Origin of the sequence: Streptomyces hokutonensis (genome assembly GCF_042751305.1) — a bacterium.
GTDB classification, from domain to species: Bacteria; Actinomycetota; Actinomycetes; order Streptomycetales; family Streptomycetaceae; genus Streptomyces; species Streptomyces hokutonensis_A.
The window spans coordinates 59,676-81,142 of record NZ_JBHYWD010000032.1 but is presented as its reverse complement, the minus strand read 5'-3'; the positions used below and the strand labels follow the sequence as shown (position 1 = coordinate 81,142).

At 69.0% G+C, this 21,467-nt stretch carries 19 protein-coding genes and 2 pseudogenes; 10 read left to right on the top strand and 11 right to left on the bottom strand.

Annotation, left to right across the window (positions count from 1 at the left end):
* Window positions 1-6: 6 nt before the first annotated feature.
* From ACFXC1_RS46545 to ACFXC1_RS46525, 5 genes are all read right to left on the bottom strand, one after another.
* Window positions 7-558 (bottom strand): Pycsar system effector family protein, encoded by a 552-nt coding sequence (locus ACFXC1_RS46545; protein WP_381255178.1) that lies wholly within the window; start codon window positions 556-558, stop codon window positions 7-9.
* The gene (locus ACFXC1_RS46540; RefSeq protein ID WP_381255176.1) at window positions 555-2,804 is read right to left on the bottom strand and encodes a hypothetical protein; all 2,250 of its coding nucleotides are present in this window, start codon (window positions 2,802-2,804) and stop codon (window positions 555-557) included. Before ACFXC1_RS46540 ends, ACFXC1_RS46545 begins: the two co-directional genes overlap by 4 nt.
* 71 nt (window positions 2,805-2,875) lie before the next feature.
* Entirely contained in the window at window positions 2,876-5,131 is a 2,256-nt protein-coding gene (locus ACFXC1_RS46535; protein WP_381255173.1) for a hypothetical protein, read from the bottom strand.
* Entirely contained in the window at window positions 5,128-6,255 is a 1,128-nt protein-coding gene (locus tag ACFXC1_RS46530) for a hypothetical protein (RefSeq protein WP_381255171.1), read from the bottom strand. The genes ACFXC1_RS46535 and ACFXC1_RS46530 overlap by 4 nt, the downstream gene beginning before the upstream one ends.
* A gap of 736 nt (window positions 6,256-6,991) precedes the next feature.
* Entirely contained in the window at window positions 6,992-7,747 is a 756-nt protein-coding gene (locus ACFXC1_RS46525) for a Crp/Fnr family transcriptional regulator (protein WP_381255170.1), read from the bottom strand.
* A 231-nt stretch (window positions 7,748-7,978) separates the two neighbouring features.
* Here ACFXC1_RS46525 and ACFXC1_RS46520 point away from each other — a divergent pair, with 231 nt between their 5' ends.
* The 9 genes from ACFXC1_RS46520 to ACFXC1_RS46480 all read left to right on the top strand — a co-directional run bounded on the left by ACFXC1_RS46520 (window position 7,979) and on the right by ACFXC1_RS46480 (window position 17,565).
* On the top strand, window positions 7,979-8,524 hold the full coding sequence (locus tag ACFXC1_RS46520) for a DUF1707 and DUF4190 domain-containing protein (protein WP_381255168.1): 546 nt from the start codon (window positions 7,979-7,981) through the stop codon (window positions 8,522-8,524).
* Between the two features lie 309 nt (window positions 8,525-8,833).
* The gene (gene rpsL, locus ACFXC1_RS46515; protein WP_003948652.1) at window positions 8,834-9,205 is read left to right on the top strand and encodes a 30S ribosomal protein S12; all 372 of its coding nucleotides are present in this window, start codon (window positions 8,834-8,836) and stop codon (window positions 9,203-9,205) included.
* A 3-nt stretch (window positions 9,206-9,208) separates the two neighbouring features.
* Window positions 9,209-9,679, top strand: coding sequence for a 30S ribosomal protein S7 (gene rpsG / locus ACFXC1_RS46510; RefSeq protein ID WP_005481264.1), 471 nt, complete (start codon window positions 9,209-9,211; stop codon window positions 9,677-9,679).
* Between the two features lie 39 nt (window positions 9,680-9,718).
* Entirely contained in the window at window positions 9,719-11,848 is a 2,130-nt protein-coding gene (gene fusA / locus ACFXC1_RS46505; protein WP_381255166.1) for an elongation factor G, read from the top strand.
* Between the two features lie 143 nt (window positions 11,849-11,991).
* Window positions 11,992-13,185 (top strand): elongation factor Tu, encoded by a 1,194-nt coding sequence (tuf, locus tag ACFXC1_RS46500; RefSeq protein WP_019072299.1) that lies wholly within the window; start codon window positions 11,992-11,994, stop codon window positions 13,183-13,185.
* A gap of 330 nt (window positions 13,186-13,515) precedes the next feature.
* Window positions 13,516-13,866: a hypothetical protein gene (locus tag ACFXC1_RS46495; RefSeq protein ID WP_381255163.1), complete on the top strand. Its 351-nt coding sequence runs from the start codon at window positions 13,516-13,518 to the stop codon at window positions 13,864-13,866.
* Between the two features lie 181 nt (window positions 13,867-14,047).
* Window positions 14,048-14,524, top strand: coding sequence for a hypothetical protein (locus ACFXC1_RS46490; protein ID WP_381255161.1), 477 nt, complete (start codon window positions 14,048-14,050; stop codon window positions 14,522-14,524).
* Between the two features lie 24 nt (window positions 14,525-14,548).
* A complete protein-coding gene (locus tag ACFXC1_RS46485) occupies window positions 14,549-16,831 on the top strand; it encodes a hypothetical protein (RefSeq protein WP_381255159.1) in 2,283 nt (760 codons plus the stop codon).
* 2 nt (window positions 16,832-16,833) lie between these two features.
* Window positions 16,834-17,565: a hypothetical protein gene (locus ACFXC1_RS46480; protein WP_381255156.1), complete on the top strand. Its 732-nt coding sequence runs from the start codon at window positions 16,834-16,836 to the stop codon at window positions 17,563-17,565.
* On the opposite strand, the pseudogene ACFXC1_RS46475 reads toward ACFXC1_RS46480, so the two are convergent.
* From ACFXC1_RS46475 to ACFXC1_RS46455, 5 genes and pseudogenes are all read right to left on the bottom strand, one after another.
* Window positions 17,489-17,965: pseudogene (locus tag ACFXC1_RS46475) on the bottom strand (S41 family peptidase); the annotation flags it as partial. The gene ACFXC1_RS46480 and the pseudogene ACFXC1_RS46475 sit on opposite strands and share 77 nt — an antisense overlap.
* Before the next feature lie 328 nt (window positions 17,966-18,293).
* Window positions 18,294-18,689, bottom strand: coding sequence for an MmcQ/YjbR family DNA-binding protein (locus tag ACFXC1_RS46470; protein WP_381255153.1), 396 nt, complete (start codon window positions 18,687-18,689; stop codon window positions 18,294-18,296).
* 83 nt (window positions 18,690-18,772) lie between these two features.
* Window positions 18,773-19,693 carry an SDR family oxidoreductase gene (locus ACFXC1_RS46465; RefSeq protein ID WP_381255151.1) on the bottom strand — a complete coding sequence of 307 codons (921 nt, stop codon included), beginning with the start codon at window positions 19,691-19,693 and terminating at the stop codon, window positions 18,773-18,775.
* A gap of 303 nt (window positions 19,694-19,996) precedes the next feature.
* On the bottom strand, window positions 19,997-20,476 hold the full coding sequence (locus ACFXC1_RS46460; RefSeq protein WP_381255148.1) for a MarR family winged helix-turn-helix transcriptional regulator: 480 nt from the start codon (window positions 20,474-20,476) through the stop codon (window positions 19,997-19,999).
* Window positions 20,477-20,558: 82 nt separating this feature from the next.
* Entirely contained in the window at window positions 20,559-20,759 is a 201-nt protein-coding gene (locus ACFXC1_RS46455; protein WP_381255146.1) for a hypothetical protein, read from the bottom strand.
* On the opposite strand from ACFXC1_RS46455, the pseudogene ACFXC1_RS46450 reads away from it, so the two are divergent.
* Window positions 20,695-20,829, top strand: a pseudogene (locus ACFXC1_RS46450) (IS5/IS1182 family transposase); the annotation flags it as partial. The gene ACFXC1_RS46455 and the pseudogene ACFXC1_RS46450 overlap by 65 nt on opposite strands.
* A 10-nt stretch (window positions 20,830-20,839) precedes the next feature.
* Here ACFXC1_RS46450 and ACFXC1_RS46445 read toward each other — a convergent pair.
* Window positions 20,840-21,259 carry a hypothetical protein gene (locus ACFXC1_RS46445; RefSeq protein ID WP_200684466.1) on the bottom strand — a complete coding sequence of 140 codons (420 nt, stop codon included), beginning with the start codon at window positions 21,257-21,259 and terminating at the stop codon, window positions 20,840-20,842.
* Window positions 21,260-21,467 lie beyond the last annotated feature (208 nt).

Here is a 21,467-nt window from a genome sequence, read left to right as displayed (position 1 = left end):
CGGCGGTCAGCCGATCAGCAGTGAGGCGGGCAGCAGTACCGTGCCGGTGCAGAAGGCGATCAGGCCGGTACGGATCCACTGGTGCTTGCGGGAGACGATCTGGCTCAGCTCGGCGAGAGCCTTGGTCAGCCCGGTCGTGGGGTCACGCCCGGTGTCGCCGAGCGCGGTCTCCAACTGGCCCTGCCGTACGGCCTGTTGGATGTCACCGAAGTAGGAGAGTGGCCGACCGGGCGTCCACCGCTCGGAGCGGTAGCGGGGCAGCACGGCCAGCAGCAGCGCGAACAGCGAGAGCCCCAGCGTGGCCAGCGCGGTCCACCACAGCACGGTGGCCGTGGCCGACAGCTCGCCCGGGGTCCACCCCCGCCCGGCCAACAGCCCGCTGAACACGCCCCCGATCATCCCGAGAGCCCCGACCAGGACGGACGCCTTGCCGTCCGCCCGGGCGACTTCGTTGCGGAGCTCCGAGAGCAGCCGCTCGCAGAGGGGGATGAGGTCGGTGGGGTTGGGGTGGGGGAGTGGTGCGGGTGCCGGCGGGGGAGCGGGGTCGAGTGTGGTCACGCGCCGCCGCCCTCTGGCCTGTCGGCTCCCTCGACGCCCTCCTCGTCCGAGCCTGCGGCCACTTCCGGCAGGGTCGGTGTCCGGCCGTATCCGGGCGGGGGCTGCCAGGCGGAGGTCTCGGGGGCGGCAGAGGGTGCCGAGGCAGGAGCCTCGTCGGCCGGCGCCTTGGACAGGGTGGCGGGTGTCGAACCCGAGGGCTGTCCCGACGGCTGTGGCAGGGCGGCCGGAGTCGATGCCGGGGGCTGCGCCGGGGCGTCCGGGTACGAGCCCTGCGGTGCCTGCCCGGCGGGCGGTGTGCTGTAGGGCGTGGACGTCGGCATGCCCGCGGTCGGCCCTTGCGGATACGGCGAGACGCCGGCCGATCCGACCGGGCCAGCGGGCCCACTCGGCGCAGTCTGCCCAGCGGGTCTGGTCGGTCCAATCGGTGTGATGGACCCGGCCTGAACCGGAGGCCGACCGGAAGCCACGTGGCCCGGAGCACCGGGGAACGGTCCGGCGGCGGTGCCGGGGACAGCTGTCGACGCACCCGGGTAGGGGCCGCTCGGATACGGGCCGCTCGGGTTGGAGGAGTTCGGGTTGGAGGAGTTCGGGTTGGAGGAGTTCGGGTTGGAGGAGTTCGGGTACGGGCCGCTCGGATTGGACCCGCTCGGGTACGGATCGCTGGGGTTGGCCCCGTCCGGGAACGCCCCTGATGCCGCGCCCTGTCCGGGGGCGTACGGGCCTGTCGCCGGGGACTGCCCGGGCCCGTACGGTCCCGCTCCCGGCGGTTGCCCAGGCGCGTGCGGTCCCGGCGCCGAGGCCTGCCCGGATCCGTACGGCCCTGTCTCCGCCGCCTGCCCGGGCGCATGCCCTCCTGCCGTCGGCGCCTGCCCAGGAACGTACGCCCCGGGCGCCGAGGGCTGCCCACCGGCGTAAGCCCCGGGCACTGCCCCTTGCCCACCCGCATAACCCCCAGGCACCACCCACTGCTCAGGCACATACGGCCCCATCCCCATCGGCTGCCCGCCCAGCCCCTGCCCATCGACGGGGCCGCCTCCCGTAGCCGTAGCCGGAGACGTAGCAGACGGCATAGCCATCCCCGGGTCCATGCCCATCCCCGCAGGCGAGCCGGCGATCGGCTCCCCGGGGTATTCCGGGCCCGCTCCTGGAGGGAGCGGTGGGGGCGGGTTCTGGGGGACGCCCGGGAGGCGTTGGGTGAGGATGTCGTTCACCGTGCGGAGGGCCAGTTGTTTGGGGCCCTCCAGTTCCCAGCTTTCGGCCGTGTCGCCGTTGAGGAGTTGTTGGACCAGTTCCATCTGGGCCTGGATCATGCGGAGTTGGTCCTCGCGCATGCTGTTCATGACCATGTGGGAGTCCTCCGGGTGCTGGGCGAGGTGGAGTGCCCACTGGTGGACGCCGCCCTGTTGGAGGTGGAACTGGTAGAACTCGATCTTCTGTGCCTCCAACCGCTGGAGTTCCAGCTGCTGTTGGCCCGTGAGCAGGGCCTGCGCGTGCTGCCAGCGCTGCTGTTGGAGGAGAAGTTCCTGCTGGTGGGTGCCGTACTGCATGGCGCGGTCGAGTTGGAGCGAGTCGCCCTGGCGGGCGCGGCGGTCGACCTCGATGTCGATGTCCATGCCCCGCTGGGCCGCCCGGATCTGTTCGTCGGCGGAGTGCTCGATGGCCTGCTTGCGCATCTCGTGCTCGATGTTGGCCTCGTCGCGCTTCAGCCGCAGCGTCCAGGTGACCTGGAGTCCGGCGGGGGCGCCGAGCGGGCCGAGGAGGTTCATCCGTTCCAGCAGTTCGACCTCGGCCGACGCGCTGTCGGCGATGGCGAAGCGGCGGGTCACCGGCCGGGCAGCCTGCTGGAGTTCGCCCAGCAGCAGCCCGGGTACGTTCCGGTGGCCGCTGGCCACGAACCGGACCGGGTCGAGGACCTGCCAGGACAGGTCGACCGCCGCCGTGAACTCGAACGCGTCGTTGTCGCTGGGCAGCGCGAGCTCGCAGGTGTGCGGATGCACGCCCATGTCGACCTCGTACACCGCGGTGTAGCGGTTCGCCGCGATGTCCCCGCGGGTCGGCCGCTGCGGCGGGAGGTACGCCACGTAACCGCCCTTGCCAGTGGCGAAGACCAGGGCGTGGTCGATACGGACGTACGACTTGAGGTTGAACTCGAAGCGCGACAGCTGTCGCACGGTGAGGACGGGGTCGACGATCTCGGTGTGCCGGTCGGCCGGCTGCTGCCACTCGGGCTGGCGGAAGGTGGGCATGGGCGTGTCTCCTCGGACGTACCACCCGGCGTGCGCGGGTCGTTCCGACGTGGGTCGGCGGATGACGTGGGTCAGCGGATGGGGAGCGTGGTCAGCAGTCGGGCCGCCACCTGGGGCGGTGGTTTTCCGTCCTCGCCGGACATGGTGCGCAGCAGGTGGCTGAGCCGCTGGTGGTCCTCGGGCGTGGCCACCAGGGCCGGGAGCAGGGCGGCGAGCGCCCACTCGGTGGCGGTGGCGCGGTCGGCGATCAGCACCCACGCCTTCAGCACGTCCAGCGCGGGCCGGGTGGTGCGCAGATCGGCCAGCGCGGCCCGCCAGAGGTGGGGGATGCCGTACGCCGAGGCGCTGCCCGCGGCCACCGCGCGGGCGTACCAGTCGAGGACCAGCGGCATGCCGTAGCGCTCGTCGCCCTCGGTGCGCTCGCAGGCGTTGACGAAGCCGGCGAGCGTGAGGTCGCGGACCGCGCGGTCGTCGTCGAGGTGCCGGCGCAGCTCCGCGAGCGCCCGCTCCTCGGCCGAGGAGAGCAGCAACAGCCCTACGGCCTCGGCGAGTTCACGGCCGATCTCCAGGTCCAGGTCCTGATCGTTGTCGTAGAGCCGGCGTACCGCCTTGCGCAGTGCGGCGAGTGCCTGTTCGGGGCGCTCCGAGCCGATCAGGCCGTACGACCGGACGCCCACCCAGCGGCGGCGCTCGTCGTCGCCCTCGCACCAGTCGTCGAGGATGCGCGGGATGTTGGGGGTGTCGATGAGGTGGGCGAGGGTCAGGGAGTTGACGGCGACCAGCCGGTGCCGGAACAGCTTGGAGGTGGCCCACACCTCGATGACCAGGGCCATCGCGGAGGGCAGGTCGGTGCGGGCCAGGATCGCGACGGTTGACGCGGCGCGGGTGCGCACCAGCGGACGGCCGTCGTCGGCGAGCCGGCGCAGCCAGTTGATGAGGGCCGGGCGGGCGGACGGATGGCCGGTCCACAGCTCGCGCAGCAGCACCAGGGAGGCCCGCTCGTCGAGGAATCTGGCCTTCTGCTGGGCGACCGGGCCCCACTCGGTGTGCTCGTCCTCCTCGTACCGCGTGGCGCGGGCGAGTTGGAGGCGCTTGCCGATGTGGGTGCCGAAGACGGGGACCTCGGGGACGCGGGTGGGGTTCTCGGTCTCCTGGAGGAACCGGTAGAGGAGGTCGCTGAGTTCGGCGGTGAGGGCGTACGGGCCGCCGTCGAAGGCGGCGAGCGCGACCAGGAACGCCTTGTCCCGCAGATGGATCGCGCTCTCGTCCTCCTCGAACCACTCCCTGACCTGGTTCTCCAGGGAGGCCAGCGAGAACTGCGCGATCGCGTCCTCGGTGATCTCACCGGCCGCGAACCGGCCCAACTCCCCTGCGAACGCGACGACTTCGCGTAGTTGGTAGTCGCCGGTGAGGAACTCGACCACGTCCGGCAGGTCCAGCAGCTTGGCCGCGGTCTCCGCGTCGGTGCGGGTGCGCAGATGCGCGCCGAGGACCTCGGCCGCGCTCGGCGGCAGCCACTCGACCTTCGGTACGTCCTCCAGTACGGCGGTGGGGCCGACGGTGACGACGAGATAGGCGTCCTGTTCGACGAGCCGGTCCTTCGCGGCGAGAAGGTGCGGTTCGCGCAGCGGGCGGTCGCGGCGGGTGGCGAGGTCGCTGACGAGGTAACCGCGGGCCTGGTCCTCGGAGTTGAACTCCTTGGCGAGGGAGGCCGGGTCGGTGTCGCGCACCAGGGTGCGGACCGGGTCGGCGCCCAGCCGGTGCAGCAGCATCAGGGCGGCGGTGTGGCGGCCGGTGAAGCGGGCGCCGGAGAGGACCAGGACGCGGTCGCTGCGCAGGCGTTCGAGCAGTCCGGCCATGTACTCCTCGTCGGCGACGAAGGTCTCGGCCAGGCGTCCCAGGACGATCCGCGGGACCTCGCCGGAGGCGGAGGCGGGTGCGGACAGGCCGGGTATCGCGTAGTGGATCTCCGTCTTGCTGCCCATGATGACGTCGCCGGTGACCCGGCCGCCGCTGACGCCGTGCTGGTCGTGGCCGACCAGGCTGCCACCGAAGCGGGAGCGGTCGCCGACGTGCATGCTGCGCGGGCTGTGGTCGATCAGGTCCCGGCGGGCCGCCCAGGCGGTCTGCGGCTGGTCGTGTTCCTCGTCGTCGCCGGTGCTGCTGCCCTGTGCGGTGTCGTCGGCCGCGGTCTCGCCCTGCTTCGGGTCACCGGAACCCTTGGCGCCCTTGGCGTTCTTCTGGTCCTTCGGGCCCTTCTGGTCCTTGGCGTCGGACGTGCCGCCGGACGCGGCTCTCGGCTTCTCCGGCTCCTCCTGGTCGCTCACGCGCCGTCCCTCCGCTCCTGCCCGCCGAGGTGGACGTCGCCGGTGACCTGGCCGCCGCTGACGCCGTGCTGGTCGTGGCCGACCAGGCTGCCGCCGAAGGACGGCGGACCGCCGTTGAAGTTGAAGACGACACCCGGCGCCGGGGCTCCCCGTGGTCCGTCCGGCGCCGGGCTGTTCTCCGGTGACCCGCCCTGCGGCGGTACCCGCTCCTTGGGGGCGTCCGAGGCGGGGGGCCGCGCTGCGGGGGCGTCCGAGGCGGGGGGCCGCGCTGCGGGGGTGTCCTCGGCCGGGGCCTGCGCTGCGGGGGTGTCCGAAGTCGCGGGCTGCGCTGCGGGGTTGTCCGCGGCCGGGGCCTCCGCCGCGGGGGTCCGGGGCGCGGAGGCATCGGGCTCGGAGGATTCCGAACCCGGGGTCCCGGGCGCGGCAGTTTCCTGACCCGGGGCCTGCGGTGCGGAGGCCTGCGCTGCCGGGGCCCCGGGCGCAGGGCGGTCCCCCGATCCGCCCTGCGCCTCCCCCTCCCCCGTGTCACCGTGGTTCTCGCCGGCCGCCCCCTCGGGCACCGGTCCGTGCAGCCAGGCCTCCAGCGGGCCGTTCTTGCTCGCCACCGTCACCCGGTGGAAGTCGTCGGCCGGGATGCCCGGGTGGTCGTGGCGGACGACTCCCGTGTACAGGGCGTCCGAGACGCACAGCGCGAAATCCGCGGTGCGCTCGCGCAGGGCGGCGCGCAGGACGTCCGCGTCCAGCAGCCGGCAGGCGTGGTTGAGGTCGGAGCCGACCCAGCCGTCGTGCAGGTCCACGGCGACGTACCCCGTGGCGACGACACCGCGCAGCCGGATCTGCGCGGAGCGGGACGCCATGCGGTTGACGGCCTTCAGCCGGACCGGCACCTCCGTGAGCAGGGCCCGCAGCAGTGCCGTGACGGGGGCGCTCGCGTCGATCAGCTCCATCACCGAGTCGCCGCGGTCGGCCCGCAGCCGCCGGGTCTCATCGATGCCCGCGCTCTCCAGCGTGCGGTCGGTGATGTCGTAGAGCATGCGGCGCAGATAGGCCTGTTCCACGTCGTCCCGGTCGCTGTACCTTTCGATGTCCAGCAACAGGATCGTGCGGCTCACGGGGTCGCTCATGGTCGCCTTTCACGGGGGCGCGCTCGTGTGGATTGCGCGGGGGCGTGCTTGTGCAGAGCAGCAGCGTGAGGCTGACGGGGCTTCAGCGGTGAGGGAGGATGACGCACTTCGACTGTGAACGTGTTCACAGTCGGGGTCGGCCGGGACGGTCCGCCGGGCCCTGCCGCGGACGCGGACACGAGGCGCGACACGAACACCCCGCCGCCGCAAAGGCGCGGGGGCCTCTCTCGCCCGGCCGCCCGCCGGCCTGCTGCGCCCTGACCGGCCGGGCGGGCTGCCCTGGGCCGTGTCCGCGAACGCCCACTCGCCGTCAGGGACGCGGGAGGCACCCCCTGCTCGCCGCACCTGCCCTGGTCTCAGCTCGCCGGAACCGGCCCCAGTCCTCCACCGGCAGATCCCGACCCGCTCAGTCCTGCACTGGCAGGTCCCGGTCCGTTCAGTTCTCCACCGGCAGGTCCCGGCCCGCTCAGTCCTGCACCGGCAGGTCCCGACCTGCTCAGTCCTGCACCGGCAGGTCCCGACCTGCTCAGTCCTGCACTGGCAGGTCCCGGTCCGTTCAGTTCTCCACCGGCAGGTCCCGACCTGCTCAGTCCTGCACCGGCAGGTCCCGGCCCCCTCAGTTCTCCACTGGCAGGTCCCGGTCCGTTCAGTCCTGCACCGGCAGGTCCCGGCCTCCTCAGTTCTCCACCGGCAGGTCCCGGTCCGTTCAGTTCTCCACCGGCAGGTCCCAGTCCGTTCAGTCCTCCGCCGGCCCCGGCGGTGACGGAATGCCCGCGGTCGGTCCCGCGGCCGCTATCCGGCGCAGGATGTCCGGGCGCATGATCAGCATCGTGCGGCGGCCGGTGGATACGGCCCCCTTGTCCCGTAACTCCTTCAGCAGGCGCTGGACCATCTCCCGGGACGCGCCGACCGACCCGGCCAGCTCCTGTTTGCTGAGGGGTACGGCGAGTTCGATGCCGTCGGGGGTGCGGCGGCCGTGGGTGCGGGTCAGGTCCAGGAGCAGGACGGCGAACCGTTCGCGCACGCTCATCGACGCGAACTCCAGACGGCGCCGGTCGGCCGCGCGGGTGCGGTCCGTGGTGAGGCCGAGGAGGGCGAAGGACGTGGCGGGCGAGCGGTTGAGGAAGCTCTTGAACTGGCCGCGTTCCACCGCCACCGCGCGCACCGGCTCCAGCGCGGTCACCGTCGCCGACCGCGGGCGTCCGGTCAGCGCCGCCGACTCGCCGACGATGTCGCCGGGGCCGCGCAGCGCCAGCAGGGCCTCGTAGCCGTTGGCGGCCGAGGCGGTGACCTTGGTCCAGCCGTGCACGAGGAAGAGCACGTGCGCGGAGGGTTCGTGCTGCCGGACCAGGACCATCCGGGGGGTGAAGTCCAGCGCGCGTCCCAGGGCCAGCAGCGCCGAGCGGTCCTCGGCCTCCAGCCGGGCCAGGAACGGCACCTGGTCGTCCAGACCCCCGTCGTCCGGCGTGTACGCCGGTAACCCCGTTGTCATTTACATCCCCCGAATTCCGACAGTGGGTCGATCAACGTACTGAAAGCACGGGATCGCGGAGAGTGAAAGTGCAGAAACCGGCCACTGGCGGAAGCCTGTCCGTCAGCATGCGGGTTCACGCCATCTGGGCCGATGCCGCCGGGGAAGTGCCGGGTGGGGGAACCGGTGCCGTTTTCGGCACGTTGGAGCATCATGGAGGCATTCGGTCTCCGGCGCCGGGGGAGGTGTTCCGTGTCGTACCCGACACCGTGGCAGGGACAGGGACCACAGCCGTGGCACGGACAGGGCGGGGCGTCGATGCTGGCGGCGACCGCCGACCGCGAGCGGACCGTGGACGTGCTCCGGGCGGGCTTCGCCGAGGGCCGGCTGCGGGAGGATGAGCTGGAGAAGCGGGTCGCGCGGGCCTACGACGCCCGTACGGTCGGCGAGCTGATGCTGCTGGTCGCCGATCTGCCCCAGGGCCCGCAGGCGACGGTCGTCCAGGTGCCGCCGCCGGGTTTCCGCGCGGTGCCCGGGACCTTCCGGCCGGCCCCGCTGCCGCCGACCAACGGCAAGGCGGTCGGCTCCCTGGTCTGCGGCCTGCTGACCGTGCCGACACTGGGCCTGACCGGCATCCCCGCGGTGATCCTGGGCCACACCGCCCGCGCGGAGATACGCCGGACCGACGAGATCGGTGACGGGATGGCGCTGACCGGGCTGGTCTTCGGGTGGCTGGCGGTCAGCGCCTGGACCCTGTTCCTCCTGCTGCTGGTGGTGGCCGGCGTAAGCTCGAACTGACCCCTCCGAGCCGTAGATTCGAAGATCGCGGAGGGGGTGCGGCTTCGGCTTGTTCCGTGCCGAGCCGTGGGTGACACCCATTTGTTTTGACCGCAGCGAATGAGGTAGGTACGCTCAGACCTTGTGCCTGGGGTGTGCCCTGGCCCTCGTGCGTGCCTTGAACCGCACTAAGGGGGCCGACACTGGCCACCGCAATCTGCGCCCCTTTTGCTGCCCGGCGAAAGTCTGCGGGATTCGACACACCCGACCGCGTGGGTCGGCGACGTTCCAGGTTAGCTTCACCATCGGCACACAGAAACCGGAGAAGTAGTGCCTACGATCCAGCAGCTGGTCCGGAAGGGCCGGCAGGACAAGGTCGAGAAGAACAAGACGCCCGCACTCGAGGGTTCCCCTCAGCGTCGCGGCGTCTGCACGCGTGTGTTCACGACCACCCCGAAGAAGCCGAACTCGGCCCTGCGTAAGGTCGCGCGTGTGCGTCTGACCAGCGGGATCGAGGTCACCGCTTACATTCCGGGTGAGGGACACAACCTGCAGGAGCACTCCATCGTGCTCGTGCGTGGCGGTCGTGTGAAGGACCTGCCCGGTGTTCGCTACAAGATCATCCGCGGCTCCCTTGACACCCAGGGTGTCAAGAACCGCAAGCAGGCCCGCAGCCGCTACGGCGCCAAGAAGGAGAAGTAGAAAATGCCTCGTAAGGGCCCCGCCCCGAAGCGCCCGGTCATCATCGACCCGGTCTACGGTTCTCCTCTTGTCACCTCCCTGATCAACAAGGTGCTGCTGAACGGCAAGCGCTCCACCGCCGAGCGCATCGTGTACGGCGCCATGGAGGGCCTGCGCGAGAAGACCAGCAACGACCCGGTCATCACGCTGAAGCGCGCGCTGGAGAACATCAAGCCCACGCTTGAGGTCAAGTCCCGCCGTGTCGGTGGTGCGACGTACCAGGTTCCGATCGAGGTCAAGCCCGGTCGCGCCAACACGCTCGCGCTGCGCTGGCTGGTCGGTTACTCCCGCGCCCGTCGCGAGAAGACCATGACCGAGCGTCTGCTCAACGAACTTCTCGACGCTTCGAACGGCCTCGGCGCGGCCGTCAAGAAGCGCGAGGACACCCACAAGATGGCCGAGTCCAACAAGGCCTTCGCGCACTACCGCTGGTAGTCGCAGACCCCATCGAGACCGAGAGAAGACTGAAGCCTTATGGCTACCACTTCACTTGACCTGGCCAAGGTCCGCAACATCGGGATCATGGCCCACATCGACGCGGGCAAGACGACCACCACCGAGCGGATCCTCTTCTACACCGGCGTCAGCTACAAGATCGGTGAAGTCCACGACGGCGCCGCCACCATGGACTGGATGGAGCAGGAGCAGGAGCGTGGCATCACGATCACCTCTGCTGCCACCACCTGTCACTGGCCGCTTGAGGACAACGACTACACGATCAACATCATCGACACCCCGGGCCACGTCGACTTCACGGTCGAGGTGGAGCGCTCGCTGCGCGTCCTCGACGGTGCCGTCACGGTGTTCGACGGTGTCGCCGGTGTCGAGCCGCAGTCCGAGACGGTGTGGCGTCAGGCCGACCGTTACGGCGTGCCGCGCATCTGCTTCGTGAACAAGCTGGACCGTACCGGCGCCGAGTTCCACCGCTGTGTGGACATGATCTCGGACCGCCTGGGCGCCCAGCCGCTCGTCATGCAGCTGCCGATCGGCGCCGAGATGGACTTCAAGGGCGTTGTGGACCTGGTCCGCATGAAGGCGCTCGTGTGGTCCGCCGAGGCTGCGAAGGGCGAGATGTACGACGTCGTCGACATCCCGGCCACGCACACCGAGGCCGCCGAGGAGTGGCACAACAAGCTCGTCGAGGCCGTCGCGGAGAACGACGAAGAGATCATGGAGCTGTACCTGGAGGGCCAGGAGCCCACCGAGGAGCAGCTGTACGCCGCGATCCGTCGTATCACCATCGCGTCCGGCAAGTCCAAGGACACCACGGTCACCCCGGTGTTCTGCGGTACCGCGTTCAAGAACAAGGGTGTTCAGCCCCTGCTCGACGCGGTCGTGCGCTACCTGCCGACTCCCCTGGACGTCGAGGCCATCGAGGGCCACGACGTGAAGGACCCGGAGCTGGTCGTCAAGCGCAAGCCGTCCGTGGACGAGCCGCTGTCCGCGCTCGCGTTCAAGATCATGAGCGACCCGCACCTGGGCAAGCTCACCTTCGTCCGGGTCTACTCGGGCCGCCTGGAGGCGGGTTCGGCAGTGCTGAACTCGGTCAAGGGCAAGAAGGAGCGCATCGGCAAGATCTACCGCATGCACGCGAACAAGCGTGAGGAGATCGACTCGGTGGGCGCCGGCGACATCGTCGCCGTCATGGGCCTGAAGCAGACCACCACCGGTGAGACGCTGTCCGACGACAAGAACCCGGTGATCCTGGAGTCCATGGACTTCCCGGCGCCGGTCATCCAGGTCGCGATCGAGCCCAAGTCCAAGGGCGACCAGGAGAAGCTGGGTGTCGCCATCCAGCGTCTCGCGGAGGAGGACCCCTCCTTCCAGGTCCACTCGGACGAGGAGACCGGCCAGACGATCATCGGCGGTATGGGCGAGCTGCACCTCGAGGTGCTGGTCGACCGTATGCGCCGTGAGTTCAAGGTCGAGGCCAACGTCGGCAAGCCGCAGGTCGCCTACCGTGAGACGATCCGTAAGGCCGTCGAGCGCGTGGACTACACCCACAAGAAGCAGACCGGTGGTACCGGTCAGTTCGCCAAGGTGCAGATCGCGATCGAGCCGATCACCGAGACCGACGGTCCGGCGTACGAGTTCGTGAACAAGGTCACCGGTGGCCGTATCCCGCGGGAGTACATCCCGTCGGTGGACGCCGGTGCGCAGGAGGCCATGCAGTTCGGCATCCTCGCCGGGTACGAGATGACGGGCGTCCGCATCACGCTGCTCGACGGTGCCTACCACGAGGTCGACTCCTCCGAGCTCGCGTTCAAGATCGCCGGTTCGCAGGCGTTCAAGGAGGCCGCCCGCAAGGCGTCTCCCGTGCTCCTCGAGCCGATGATGGCCGTCGAGGTCACCACGCCCGAGGACTACATGGGCGAGGTCATCGGCGACATCAACTCCCGCCGTGGCCAGATCCAGGCCATGGAGGAGCGTGCCGGTGCGCGCGTCGTGAGGGGCCTCGTGCCGCTCTCGGAGATGTTCGGCTACGTCGGCGACCTCCGCAGCAAGACCTCGGGTCGCGCAAGCTACTCGATGCAGTTCGACTCCTACGCCGAGGTTCCCCGGAACGTCGCCGAGGAGATCATCGCGAAGGCCAAGGGCGAGTAACACACACCGTTTGCACGCTTTAGGCTTGACACCGACCGCCGGGGCTCACCCGGGAGGGCAGACCCCGGCGGGCGGCATCCCAGCAAAGATCACCTGGCGCCGATGAGTAAGGCGTACCAGAACCACTCCGCAGGAGGACCCCAGTGGCGAAGGCAAAGTTCGAGCGGACTAAGCCGCACGTCAACATCGGCACCATCGGTCACATCGACCACGGTAAGACGACCCTCACGGCCGCCATTACCAAGGTGCTGCACGACGCGTACCCGGACCTGAACGAGGCCTCGGCCTTCGACCAGATCGACAAGGCTCCCGAGGAGCGCCAGCGCGGTATCACGATCTCGATCGCGCACGTCGAGTACCAGACCGAGACGCGTCACTACGCCCACGTCGACTGCCCCGGTCACGCGGACTACATCAAGAACATGATCACGGGTGCCGCGCAGATGGACGGCGCGATCCTCGTGGTCGCGGCCACCGACGGCCCGATGCCGCAGACCAAGGAGCACGTGCTCCTGGCCCGCCAGGTCGGCGTTCCGTACATCGTCGTCGCCCTGAACAAGGCCGACATGGTGGACGACGAGGAGATCCTGGAGCTCGTCGAGCTCGAGGTCCGTGAGCTCCTCTCCGAGTACGAGTTCCCGGGCGACGACCTTCCGGTCGTCAAGGTCTCGGCGCTCAAGGCTCTCGAGGGCGACAAGGAGTGGGGCCAGACGGTCCTCGACCTGATGGCCGCCGTCGACGAGTCGATCCCGACCCCCGAGCGTGACGTCGACAAGCCGTTCCTCATGCCCGTCGAGGACGTCTTCACGATCACCGGTCGCGGTACGGTCGTCACCGGCCGTATCGAGCGTGGTGTCCTGAAGGTCAACGAGACCGTTGACATCATCGGCATCAAGCAGGAGAAGACCACCACCACGGTCACCGGCATCGAGATGTTCCGCAAGCTGCTCGACGAGGGCCAGGCCGGTGAGAACGTCGGTCTCCTCCTCCGTGGCATCAAGCGCGAGGACGTCGAGCGCGGCCAGGTCATCATCAAGCCCGGCTCGGTCACCCCGCACACGGAGTTCGAGGCCCAGGCGTACATCCTGTCCAAGGACGAGGGTGGCCGTCACACGCCGTTCTTCAACAACTACCGTCCCCAGTTCTACTTCCGCACCACGGACGTGACCGGCGTCGTGACCCTCCCCGAGGGCACCGAGATGGTCATGCCGGGCGACAACACTGAGATGACCGTTTCGCTCATCCAGCCCGTCGCCATGGAAGAGGGCCTGAAGTTCGCCATCCGTGAGGGTGGCCGCACGGTGGGCGCCGGCCAGGTCACCAAGATCAACAAGTAGTTCTGATCTGACCTGGTAGCAGTTTCCAGAGGGGCCCGTACGACTTCGGTCGTACGGGCCCCTTTGTTGTCCCCTCTTTCCACTCGCCCCACCAGGGGCTCGGTGCCGACGCGGCGGTCGCCCGCTTCGGCGGCAAATACTTCACCCTCACTCTCCAAGTCCCCCCAATCGGCCTGACGGACCACACCCACCGCAAGGGCATCGAGAAGGTCATGCGGGCCTACTGCCCGGCGACCCTCAAGACCCTGGGATGCAAGTGAGGGCATGACGCCCCCGGGCCTGAGTACTCGTGCTCAGGTGCCGCCTCCTGCCATGCAGTTGGCTGGCGGCATGTCGATCACACAGGGCACGTCGGTACGCGGCACACGGGTCGGACAGCTGATCGCGACGGTGGTCACGCTTCCCGCCGCCCTCTTCGCGTACGTCATCGGCAGCCTCACACCCATGGCCTGCGACTCCTGCGACGGCGCGGAAGCCGAGCACTTCACCCGGAGTTTCGACACCGCCTTCACGCTCCTTCGGGTGGGGCTTCTGACCTCGCTGGCACTGCTGCTCGTCAGCTGGGGCCTGCCGCAGACGGAGGAGAACGCCGCCCGGCGCGCCGTGTTCGCTGTCCTCGCGCCCAGCACCGTCGTGTTCTCGTTCCTCCTCTTCGAGGGGATGGTTCCGTACCCCGGCTGACGGCGGCAGGCGCGCCGGCGAAGAGGACGGCAACCTCCGGGCCTCGGCCTCGCCTTCGGGCGGCGGCGGTGTCCTCCGGACAGGCCCGGTCGTTGGATCCGTGGTGGTGCTCGTCGTACGCCGCCGAAGGCGCGGGCATGCGTGAGCAGCGGACACTGAGGATCCGGGGAGGCACGGGGGAATGGCCTGGGAAGAGTGGGAGCAGCTCAAGGCCGACGCGGCCCGGAGAGGGTCCGCGCACATGCGGCTCGACCAACTCCCCGCGGGCGTGGGCGGGCGCGGTGCCGGCGGGGACCTGGTGGTGCACCAGGACGACCTCGGTGCCGTAGGGCATGAGGCGTGCATCCTCCACGACCAGCTGCGGCAGCGCGTGGACATCGCCGGTGCGGGCTCGGGCAGGAGTGGATCCGGCTCGACGACGCAGGCCGGTGAGGAGTTGAAGGGCAGCGGCTTTGCGATGGGTGCCGCCCTCGTGACCACGGTCGCGGTCTGGACCTCGCAGGTCAAGTCGGTGCTTCAGGCCGTCGCGCACATTTCGAACCACCTGGACTACAGCAAGAAGCTGCACGCTCGGGACGACGCGCAGATCTCCGCCGAGATCCGCGGCCGGGACGGTTCCGTGACGTCCGTGTCCAGCCTCAGCCGCTACTTCCACTGAGAGAACTGAGAGAGACGAACCGCCGTGCCACTCAAGTACACGGACCTGCTCGACGTCGATCTCGGGAAACTCGGTGCGGCCGTCGACGACTGGAAGCAAGCGGTCGACGCCCTCAAGTCATTGGACGAGGACGCGCGTTCGGGGATGAAGGCCAAGTCGGACGCTGCTCGCTGGGCCGGTGTGAACGCCGATGTCACCCGGGGGTTCGTAGACAGGACGGCCAAGGAGTTCACCGATCTGCACACCGAGGCGAACAGCATCTACCAGATCCTCGACGACGCGCACAGTGAACTCGTCGCGCTGCAGCGCGGGTTGAAGACCCTGGTCGAGGAAGCGCGGGCGAAGAACTACACGATCGCCGACAACGGGGACACCACGGTCACCGTCCACGAATGCGTCGTGCGGGACCAGGCGCAGACGGCGAAGGCCGGTGACAAGGCGGGGCAGGACTGGCAGTCGATCGCCGACCGGATCTCGGCGACGGTCGGGCGCGCCGACGACGTGGACCAGTCGGTGAAGGCCGCGCTCGCCCGGTCCCACGGCAACGACCTGCATGACGCGGGCCACGCGGACTACGGTTCGCTCAACGAGGCACAAGCCGCACGCGCGGTCGAGCTCGCCAAGAAGGGCGAGCACATGAGCAACGCCGAGTTGAAGGAATTCGACCGGCTGATGAAGTACAACGGCACGGAAAAGGGCGGGGAGTTCGCCACCGACTTCTACAAGACCCTCGGCCCGGAGAAGACGCTGGAGTTCTACGGCTCCATGGCGCTCGACGGCACGGCCGGCGACAACAAGGTCCGTCTCACCCTGACCAAGGACCTCCAGCAGTCCATGGGCCTGGCGCTGGCCAACGCGACCGACCCGGACCACAAGCACCACGTGCCCGCGAGCTGGGGCGACCAGCTCCGCAAGCTCGGCGGCCGGCGCCTGCGGCTGGAGAACGCCGGGCTCAACCAACCGTACGGATACCAGGTTCTCGGTGGTCTGCTGCGGTACGGGAACTACGATGCGGCCTTCATCAACCCCATCGCCGGCCACATCGTCCAACTGCACCACCAGAACCCCAACCTGTTCACGCTGAACAGGCCCATGACGGGCGGATTCGACGCCGATTTCGGCTACAACCCTTCGGGAAAGGTCGGAGCAGGGTACGACCCGCTGACCAGCGTCCTCGAAGGGCTGGGGCACAGCCCGGAGGCCTCGAAGGCGTTCTTCGCGGATGACAGCCCGAAGGTGTACAACGCCGACGGCAGCGAACACAAAGGCGCGAAGCTCGGCTACACGTACTTCGACGAGCTGACGGACAAGAAGTTCCAGTGGCCGATGGACGGCTCGGGGCTGCCCACGAAGGCCTACGGGGTGGACGCCCTGGGCCACGCGCTGGAGTCCGCGACGCTCGGGCACGCGTACGACGATCCGACACCGACGCTGGTACGCGACGAGGACTCCGCCAAGATCATGAAAAAGGTCGTGCACACGTACGGCAACGATCCCAAGCTCGTCAATCAGCAGGCGATCCTCTCCGACAGCCTCGGCCGGATGGGGGCGGGCTATATCGACGACCTGAACTGGGGACTCGACGAGAACCGTAAGGACAGCACCTTCGCGCCGGCGCCGGGGGCCGACGGGCGCGCCAAGTTCGGTCAGAGCGACACGATCAGTTTCCTCAGCACCCTCGGACAACATCCGGACGCCTACGCGGAGGTCTCCAAAGCGGGGCAGGTCTACACCACCAGTGTTCTGGAAGCGCAGGTCGGCGACGACGGCTCCATCAACGAGCCGCGCGCACGCGATGCGACCCGCAGCGGTGCGGAGATCCAGGGACTCCTGGATCAGTCACGGGCGGACCAGCTCAAGGCCGGACAGCTCGCGGCGGACAAGGAGTACAACGACGCGCTGGAGAAGCGCAACGGCTGGATCGAGTTCGGCACCGGGGCAACCGTCGCTGCCGGTGTGGCCTTCCTGCCCGAGGTCGCCGCGGCCGGAGTCGCCGCAACGGCCATCCCGGTGCTGACCGACACGGGGCAGGGCATGTTGGAGCAGCAGATCGGCAATGTCATCGGGGACTGGACCGAGGCCAAGCAGCAGGACAGCGGCGAGGACATCCAGGCGCAGCGCAAGGCGATCTTTGAGGCCGGCCAGACGAACGCCGAGAAGCCGGCCAGGACCTTCCTGACCCACCACAACATCAGTCAGGGAGATACCGCCTTCGGGCAGGACCTCGAGGAAGCCTGGCTCAGTGGTTACCACAGCGGCAGCTTCCGCGAGGACCAACGGGGGCAGTTGCCCACAACAGGAGAATGACGATGCTCAGCAACAGGCCCGTGCGACAACTTGCCGCCGCCGCGGCGACCGTCGCCGCGCTGGCTGCTTCTCTGACGGCCTGCGACAGCAGTGAGCCAACAGAGAAGCCGACGACCGAGGCTGTGTCGTCGAACCTGTGCGGAGCACAGCTCTCGACAGGTGCCAGGAGAGCACTCCTGTACGTGCTCGGGAGTAAGAAGTTCACGACGAGCGAACCCACCGCAGCCCTTGGCAAGACCGCTCGGTCCCTCGTCTCCGGCTATCAGGAGAAGGGGCCTGACGACTCCGCCACAGCGGAGGAATACCAGCTGTGCACGGCCTACGCTCCCGCGGCGGACTTTGGTGTCGAGCTGTCCTTCTACCTCAGCAGAACAGTTCCCGGGCCCATCGCTCTCCTGCCGAAGTTCACCCAGTACGAGATGGGTGAACTGGCGCTCTCCAGGCCGCTGAACGCGTTTCTCTACATGAAGTGTTCCAGTGGCTCCTTCAGGTCGGACGGCGACAGCGTGTTGATCCGAGGGGAACTGACGAACCCTCTGGCAGTGAACAGCGATGACGACACCTTGCGGGAAAAGAACATGAACGTCCTGCACGCGGTCTCCCTCGCGATGGCCAAGGAACTCGGGTGCAAGGACGACGCCGGTCTGCCGGCGCGGTTCAGCGCCCGTTCCTCAGTACAGCCACCGCCCGATCGACCCCCGAATCCCGCCCCGCCGCGAACTCCTCCTTCGTGAAAACCGGCACCCTCACCTCCGGCGGAACCCCCGTCCCGTCGAACGTCCGGCCCGAGTCGGTCAAGTACTCCTCGTTCGGGAGCCAGGCGGTCAAGCCGTTGGGGAGTTCGCGTTCCATGACGTCGGAGAAGACGCCCTGGGTGGGCCGGCCGATGCGGATCGTGCGGGTGGGGCGGTCGAGGAGGGCCTGGGTGAAGGTCTCGCCCGCGCTCACCGTGGAGCCGCCGGTCAGGGCGGCCACTGGGCCGGTGTAGCGCGGGGCGTGGGCCGGGAGTACCGGGATCGGCTCGTGGCGGGTGTGACGGCTCGGGTCCGCCGGGTCGTTGCGGGCGCGCTTGGCGTAGGCGATGTGGGGGGTGTCGGTGAGGCGTTCCGCGATGTGGATGCCGAGGGCGTCGGAGCTGTCGCGGGTGGAAGCCGACAGGTTTGCGGATTCCTGAGGGCCCAAGACGGCGAACTGGCTGGTCATCTGAGGTTGAGACGGCGATCGTCCAGCCGGTCGGGGCAGCAGGGGCTCGTATGGCCTGCGCTCGGGAGAGCCGCGTTCCGGTGCCCGCGTGAGCTCGGGCTCGCACTTGACCGTGATGATCTGTTCGTCCGGGTCGTCGGTGACGATCAGGAACACCTTGTCCGCGCCCTGTACACGTCGAGTCCGGGGGTGAAGGAGTAGCCGTGGCCGACGTCGGGGAGAGCGAGGGCCGCCTTGCGGGCGGTGACCTGAACGGCGGTCACCGGCCTGCGCGGGTGCCGGTGCCGTAGGTGTGCGGGTCGACGGGTTGCTCGGCTTTGGGCAGGTGGGAGACGACGAGCAGGTAGGAGTCGGTGACGAGTTCCGTGACGAGCTCCTCGTCGACGCCTGTCCCGCCCTCCAGCGTGATCCAGTGCTTCTTGTTCATGTGGTAGCCGGGGGTGATGTGGCTGTTGTGTTCCCGGAGGGCCTGGGCCTCGCCGGGGTCCGCCTTGAGGATCACGACGGGGCGCCCGGGGACTTCGGTCATCAGCATGAACACCTTGCCGCGTACCTTGAAGACCTCCCAGTCCGGGCCGAAGGGATGCTCCAGCTGGGCTCCGGGGAGTTCCTGCGCGCAGTCGGCGGCGAACGTCTGCAGGGTCGATCCGTTCATGAGTGTTTCCTTTCCCGGGGCTAGCGGATTGGCCCGGGGCGTCCTGGTCAGGCGCTGGGCGGCGAGAATGGGACGCGGGCCTGTCACCGGTGCTGTGCGGTGCGCAGCTCGTCGGTGAACTGGGCGAGGACGTCCTCGGCCGTGGGGACGGGGCCGAACAGCTGCTCCTGGCGGCGGGGGTCGGCGACGTAGCGTCCGGTGTCGAACCAGCCGAACATCGCGGCCATGTCCTTGACCACCGGATTGAAGCGGCCGACGACGGCTCCTGCGGCGCGGACGACGGCGGAGGGGACGGCCCACACCTTGATCTTCTTTCCGGCCCGGTGGCCCATCGCGTCGGCCACCTCGCGCATGCTGACCGGACGGTCCCATCCGATGTCGATCCGCTCACCGGCCTCCGCTTCGGCGTCGACCGCAGCCGCCAGGTAGGCCGCGAGATCGGAGGTGCGGACGAAGGTCAGCGGGACGGTGGCCTTGGACATCCAGATCAGGCGGCCCTTGTCGAGCGGGTTGCCCGCCATGGTCGCGACCTGGTCGAGGAAGGCCCCCGGGCGCAGGGCGACGAACGGGACGCCGAGCTGTTCGAGTTTGTCCTCGGCGAGCTTCTTGTGCCAGAAGTGCGGGACGTGGGGCGTCTGGTCGCTGGTGAGGATGCTGGTCAGGACGAACCGCCGGATGCCGGTGCGGTGGGCGGCCTCGGCGAGGTTGGCGTTGCCGAGGGTGTCGATGTCGTGGGCGTTCTTGCCGCCGCGGGTGTAGCCGGCGGCGGTGGTGATGACGGCGTCGGCGCCGGTCATGGCGGCCACGAGCGAGTCGACGTCGAGCATGTCGCCGCGGACGATCTGGACGCCCCGGGTTTCGAGCCGGCCGGCGTCGCTGGCCGGCCTCACCAGGGCGCGGACGTTCTTGCCGCGTTTGAGTAGTTCGTCGACGACCTTGCTCCCCAGGGAGCCGGTCGCCCCGACGACGAGGACCGGGAAAGTGGTTGAGTCGGTGGCGGGCATGGGGTCTCACTTTCGGTCAGGCTGGTGGGCGGTGGCTGCGGGCATGGGTGCCTGCGTGCCGGACGGGGCTGGGGGAGGCGGGCCGTGGTGGCAGATTCGTGGTGACAGATCCGTCGTGCGCCTCGCCGCCACGTGCCACGTGCCACGTGCCACGTGCCGCGTCCGGAACAGTCGGTACAGGGGAGGTGATATGGCCTGGCTGGAGGTGGTCATGCCCCATGCGGAACGGTGTGCACTCCAGTCCGCGTGCCCTTTTTTCATGTGCGGTGTGGCGTACGGGGTCTGGGGTGCGCTCCGGGGGAGTCAGTCGGACTCTCCCTCGGGCAACGCGCGGCTGCTGATCGCCTCGGTGATGGCGTAGGCGGTCTCGACAAAGGACTCCGCCTGCTGCTCCGACAGATTCCGGGCGGTGGTCTCCTCCAGGGCCTGCCACAGGGCTGTGATGGGCTCGCGCATCGCCCGGCCCTTGTCGGTGAGGTGGACCACCATGACGCGCCGGTCATGTGCGGCCGGCTCGCGGATGACCAGGCCGGCGTCCTGCATGCGGCGTAGCGCCTTGGAGATCGTGGAATGATCCACGCCGAGGCATTCGATCAGCTCGGACTGGGACTGGCCGTCCCGGTCGAAAAGGTGCATCAGCACCAGTTCCTGTCCGGGATGCAGGTCCATCTCGCGCAGCAGAGCGGCAGCGTAGGCGCGGTGGGCGCGGGCGAGTTGGAAGATCGCGTAGCTCATCGGTCCTGCGTCGGCCGTCGTGGGGATGCGGGGTTCGGGGGTGGGCATTGTTCGGTTCCTCAGCCAGTGTGGGTGGGTAGTCGGTGCGGCCGGCCGCTCCGCCGCCTGGGGAGGCGGTGGGCGGACGTGCTCAGACGACGGTCAGGACGAGCTTGCCCCGTACGTGCCTGGTGTCGCCGGCCGGCTGGTCGAGGCAGGTACTGACGGTGGTGGCGAGCTGCCGGCTGTGAGAGCTTGCGACTAAAGCTGCCCACTGTGCGGGGAGTCGGACGATCGCCTGGTTGCACGGCTTGGGCCGGCTGCGGATCGGCTGGGAACGACGCGACGACATCCACGAAGCCTTCCGCGGCTTCGCCGCCTGCCTCATCACCCACCGCCGCGTCCAACGCCCAGCTCCGTGAGGCGTCCTTGTCAGGACTTCTTGAGCCAGCGTTGCAGCGCCTCGGGCACGTTCGTCGGATGTGAGCTGAAGCTCAACCGGATGTCGGGCTGGAGGTCGATGAGCACGTTGACGATCCGTTCGAACAGGACGGTGTACTCCGGGACATTCTTGATGCCGCCGCCGATGAGCACCACGCCGTATGAGTGCGCGTCGAACAGCCGGCGCAGCTCGGCCTCGGCCTCGTCGGGGTCCAGGCTGACATATCCCGCCTCGCCGTCGATGCCTGTCGCCTGGAGCGCAGCCCAGCTGCGCTCCCTCATGGCGACCAGCTCTTCGAGCGTCGCAACCCCCGGCGGGAAATCGTCCGGCGAAAGCGCATCAGAGGTGATGCCGAGGGTCAGCACGCGTTGATTGATCGGAGGCTTCACTAGAGAGTTCTCGTGGGACATGGGGTCTCCTCAGTTCTGCGGGGGACGTTCAAGAGAAAGTGTGGCTGGCCACATGATTACCGTAACAGTAATCGTGTGGCTAGCCAAGCATTCGCGGGCCCGGGGTCGAGGTGGCCGCCTCGGCTCGCTCCGGAGTGAGCCGGCCACTTTCATGGCCGTGGCCGTCATGGCCCTCGTGGGGCGGACCAGCCAGGAGGTTCCTGCACCG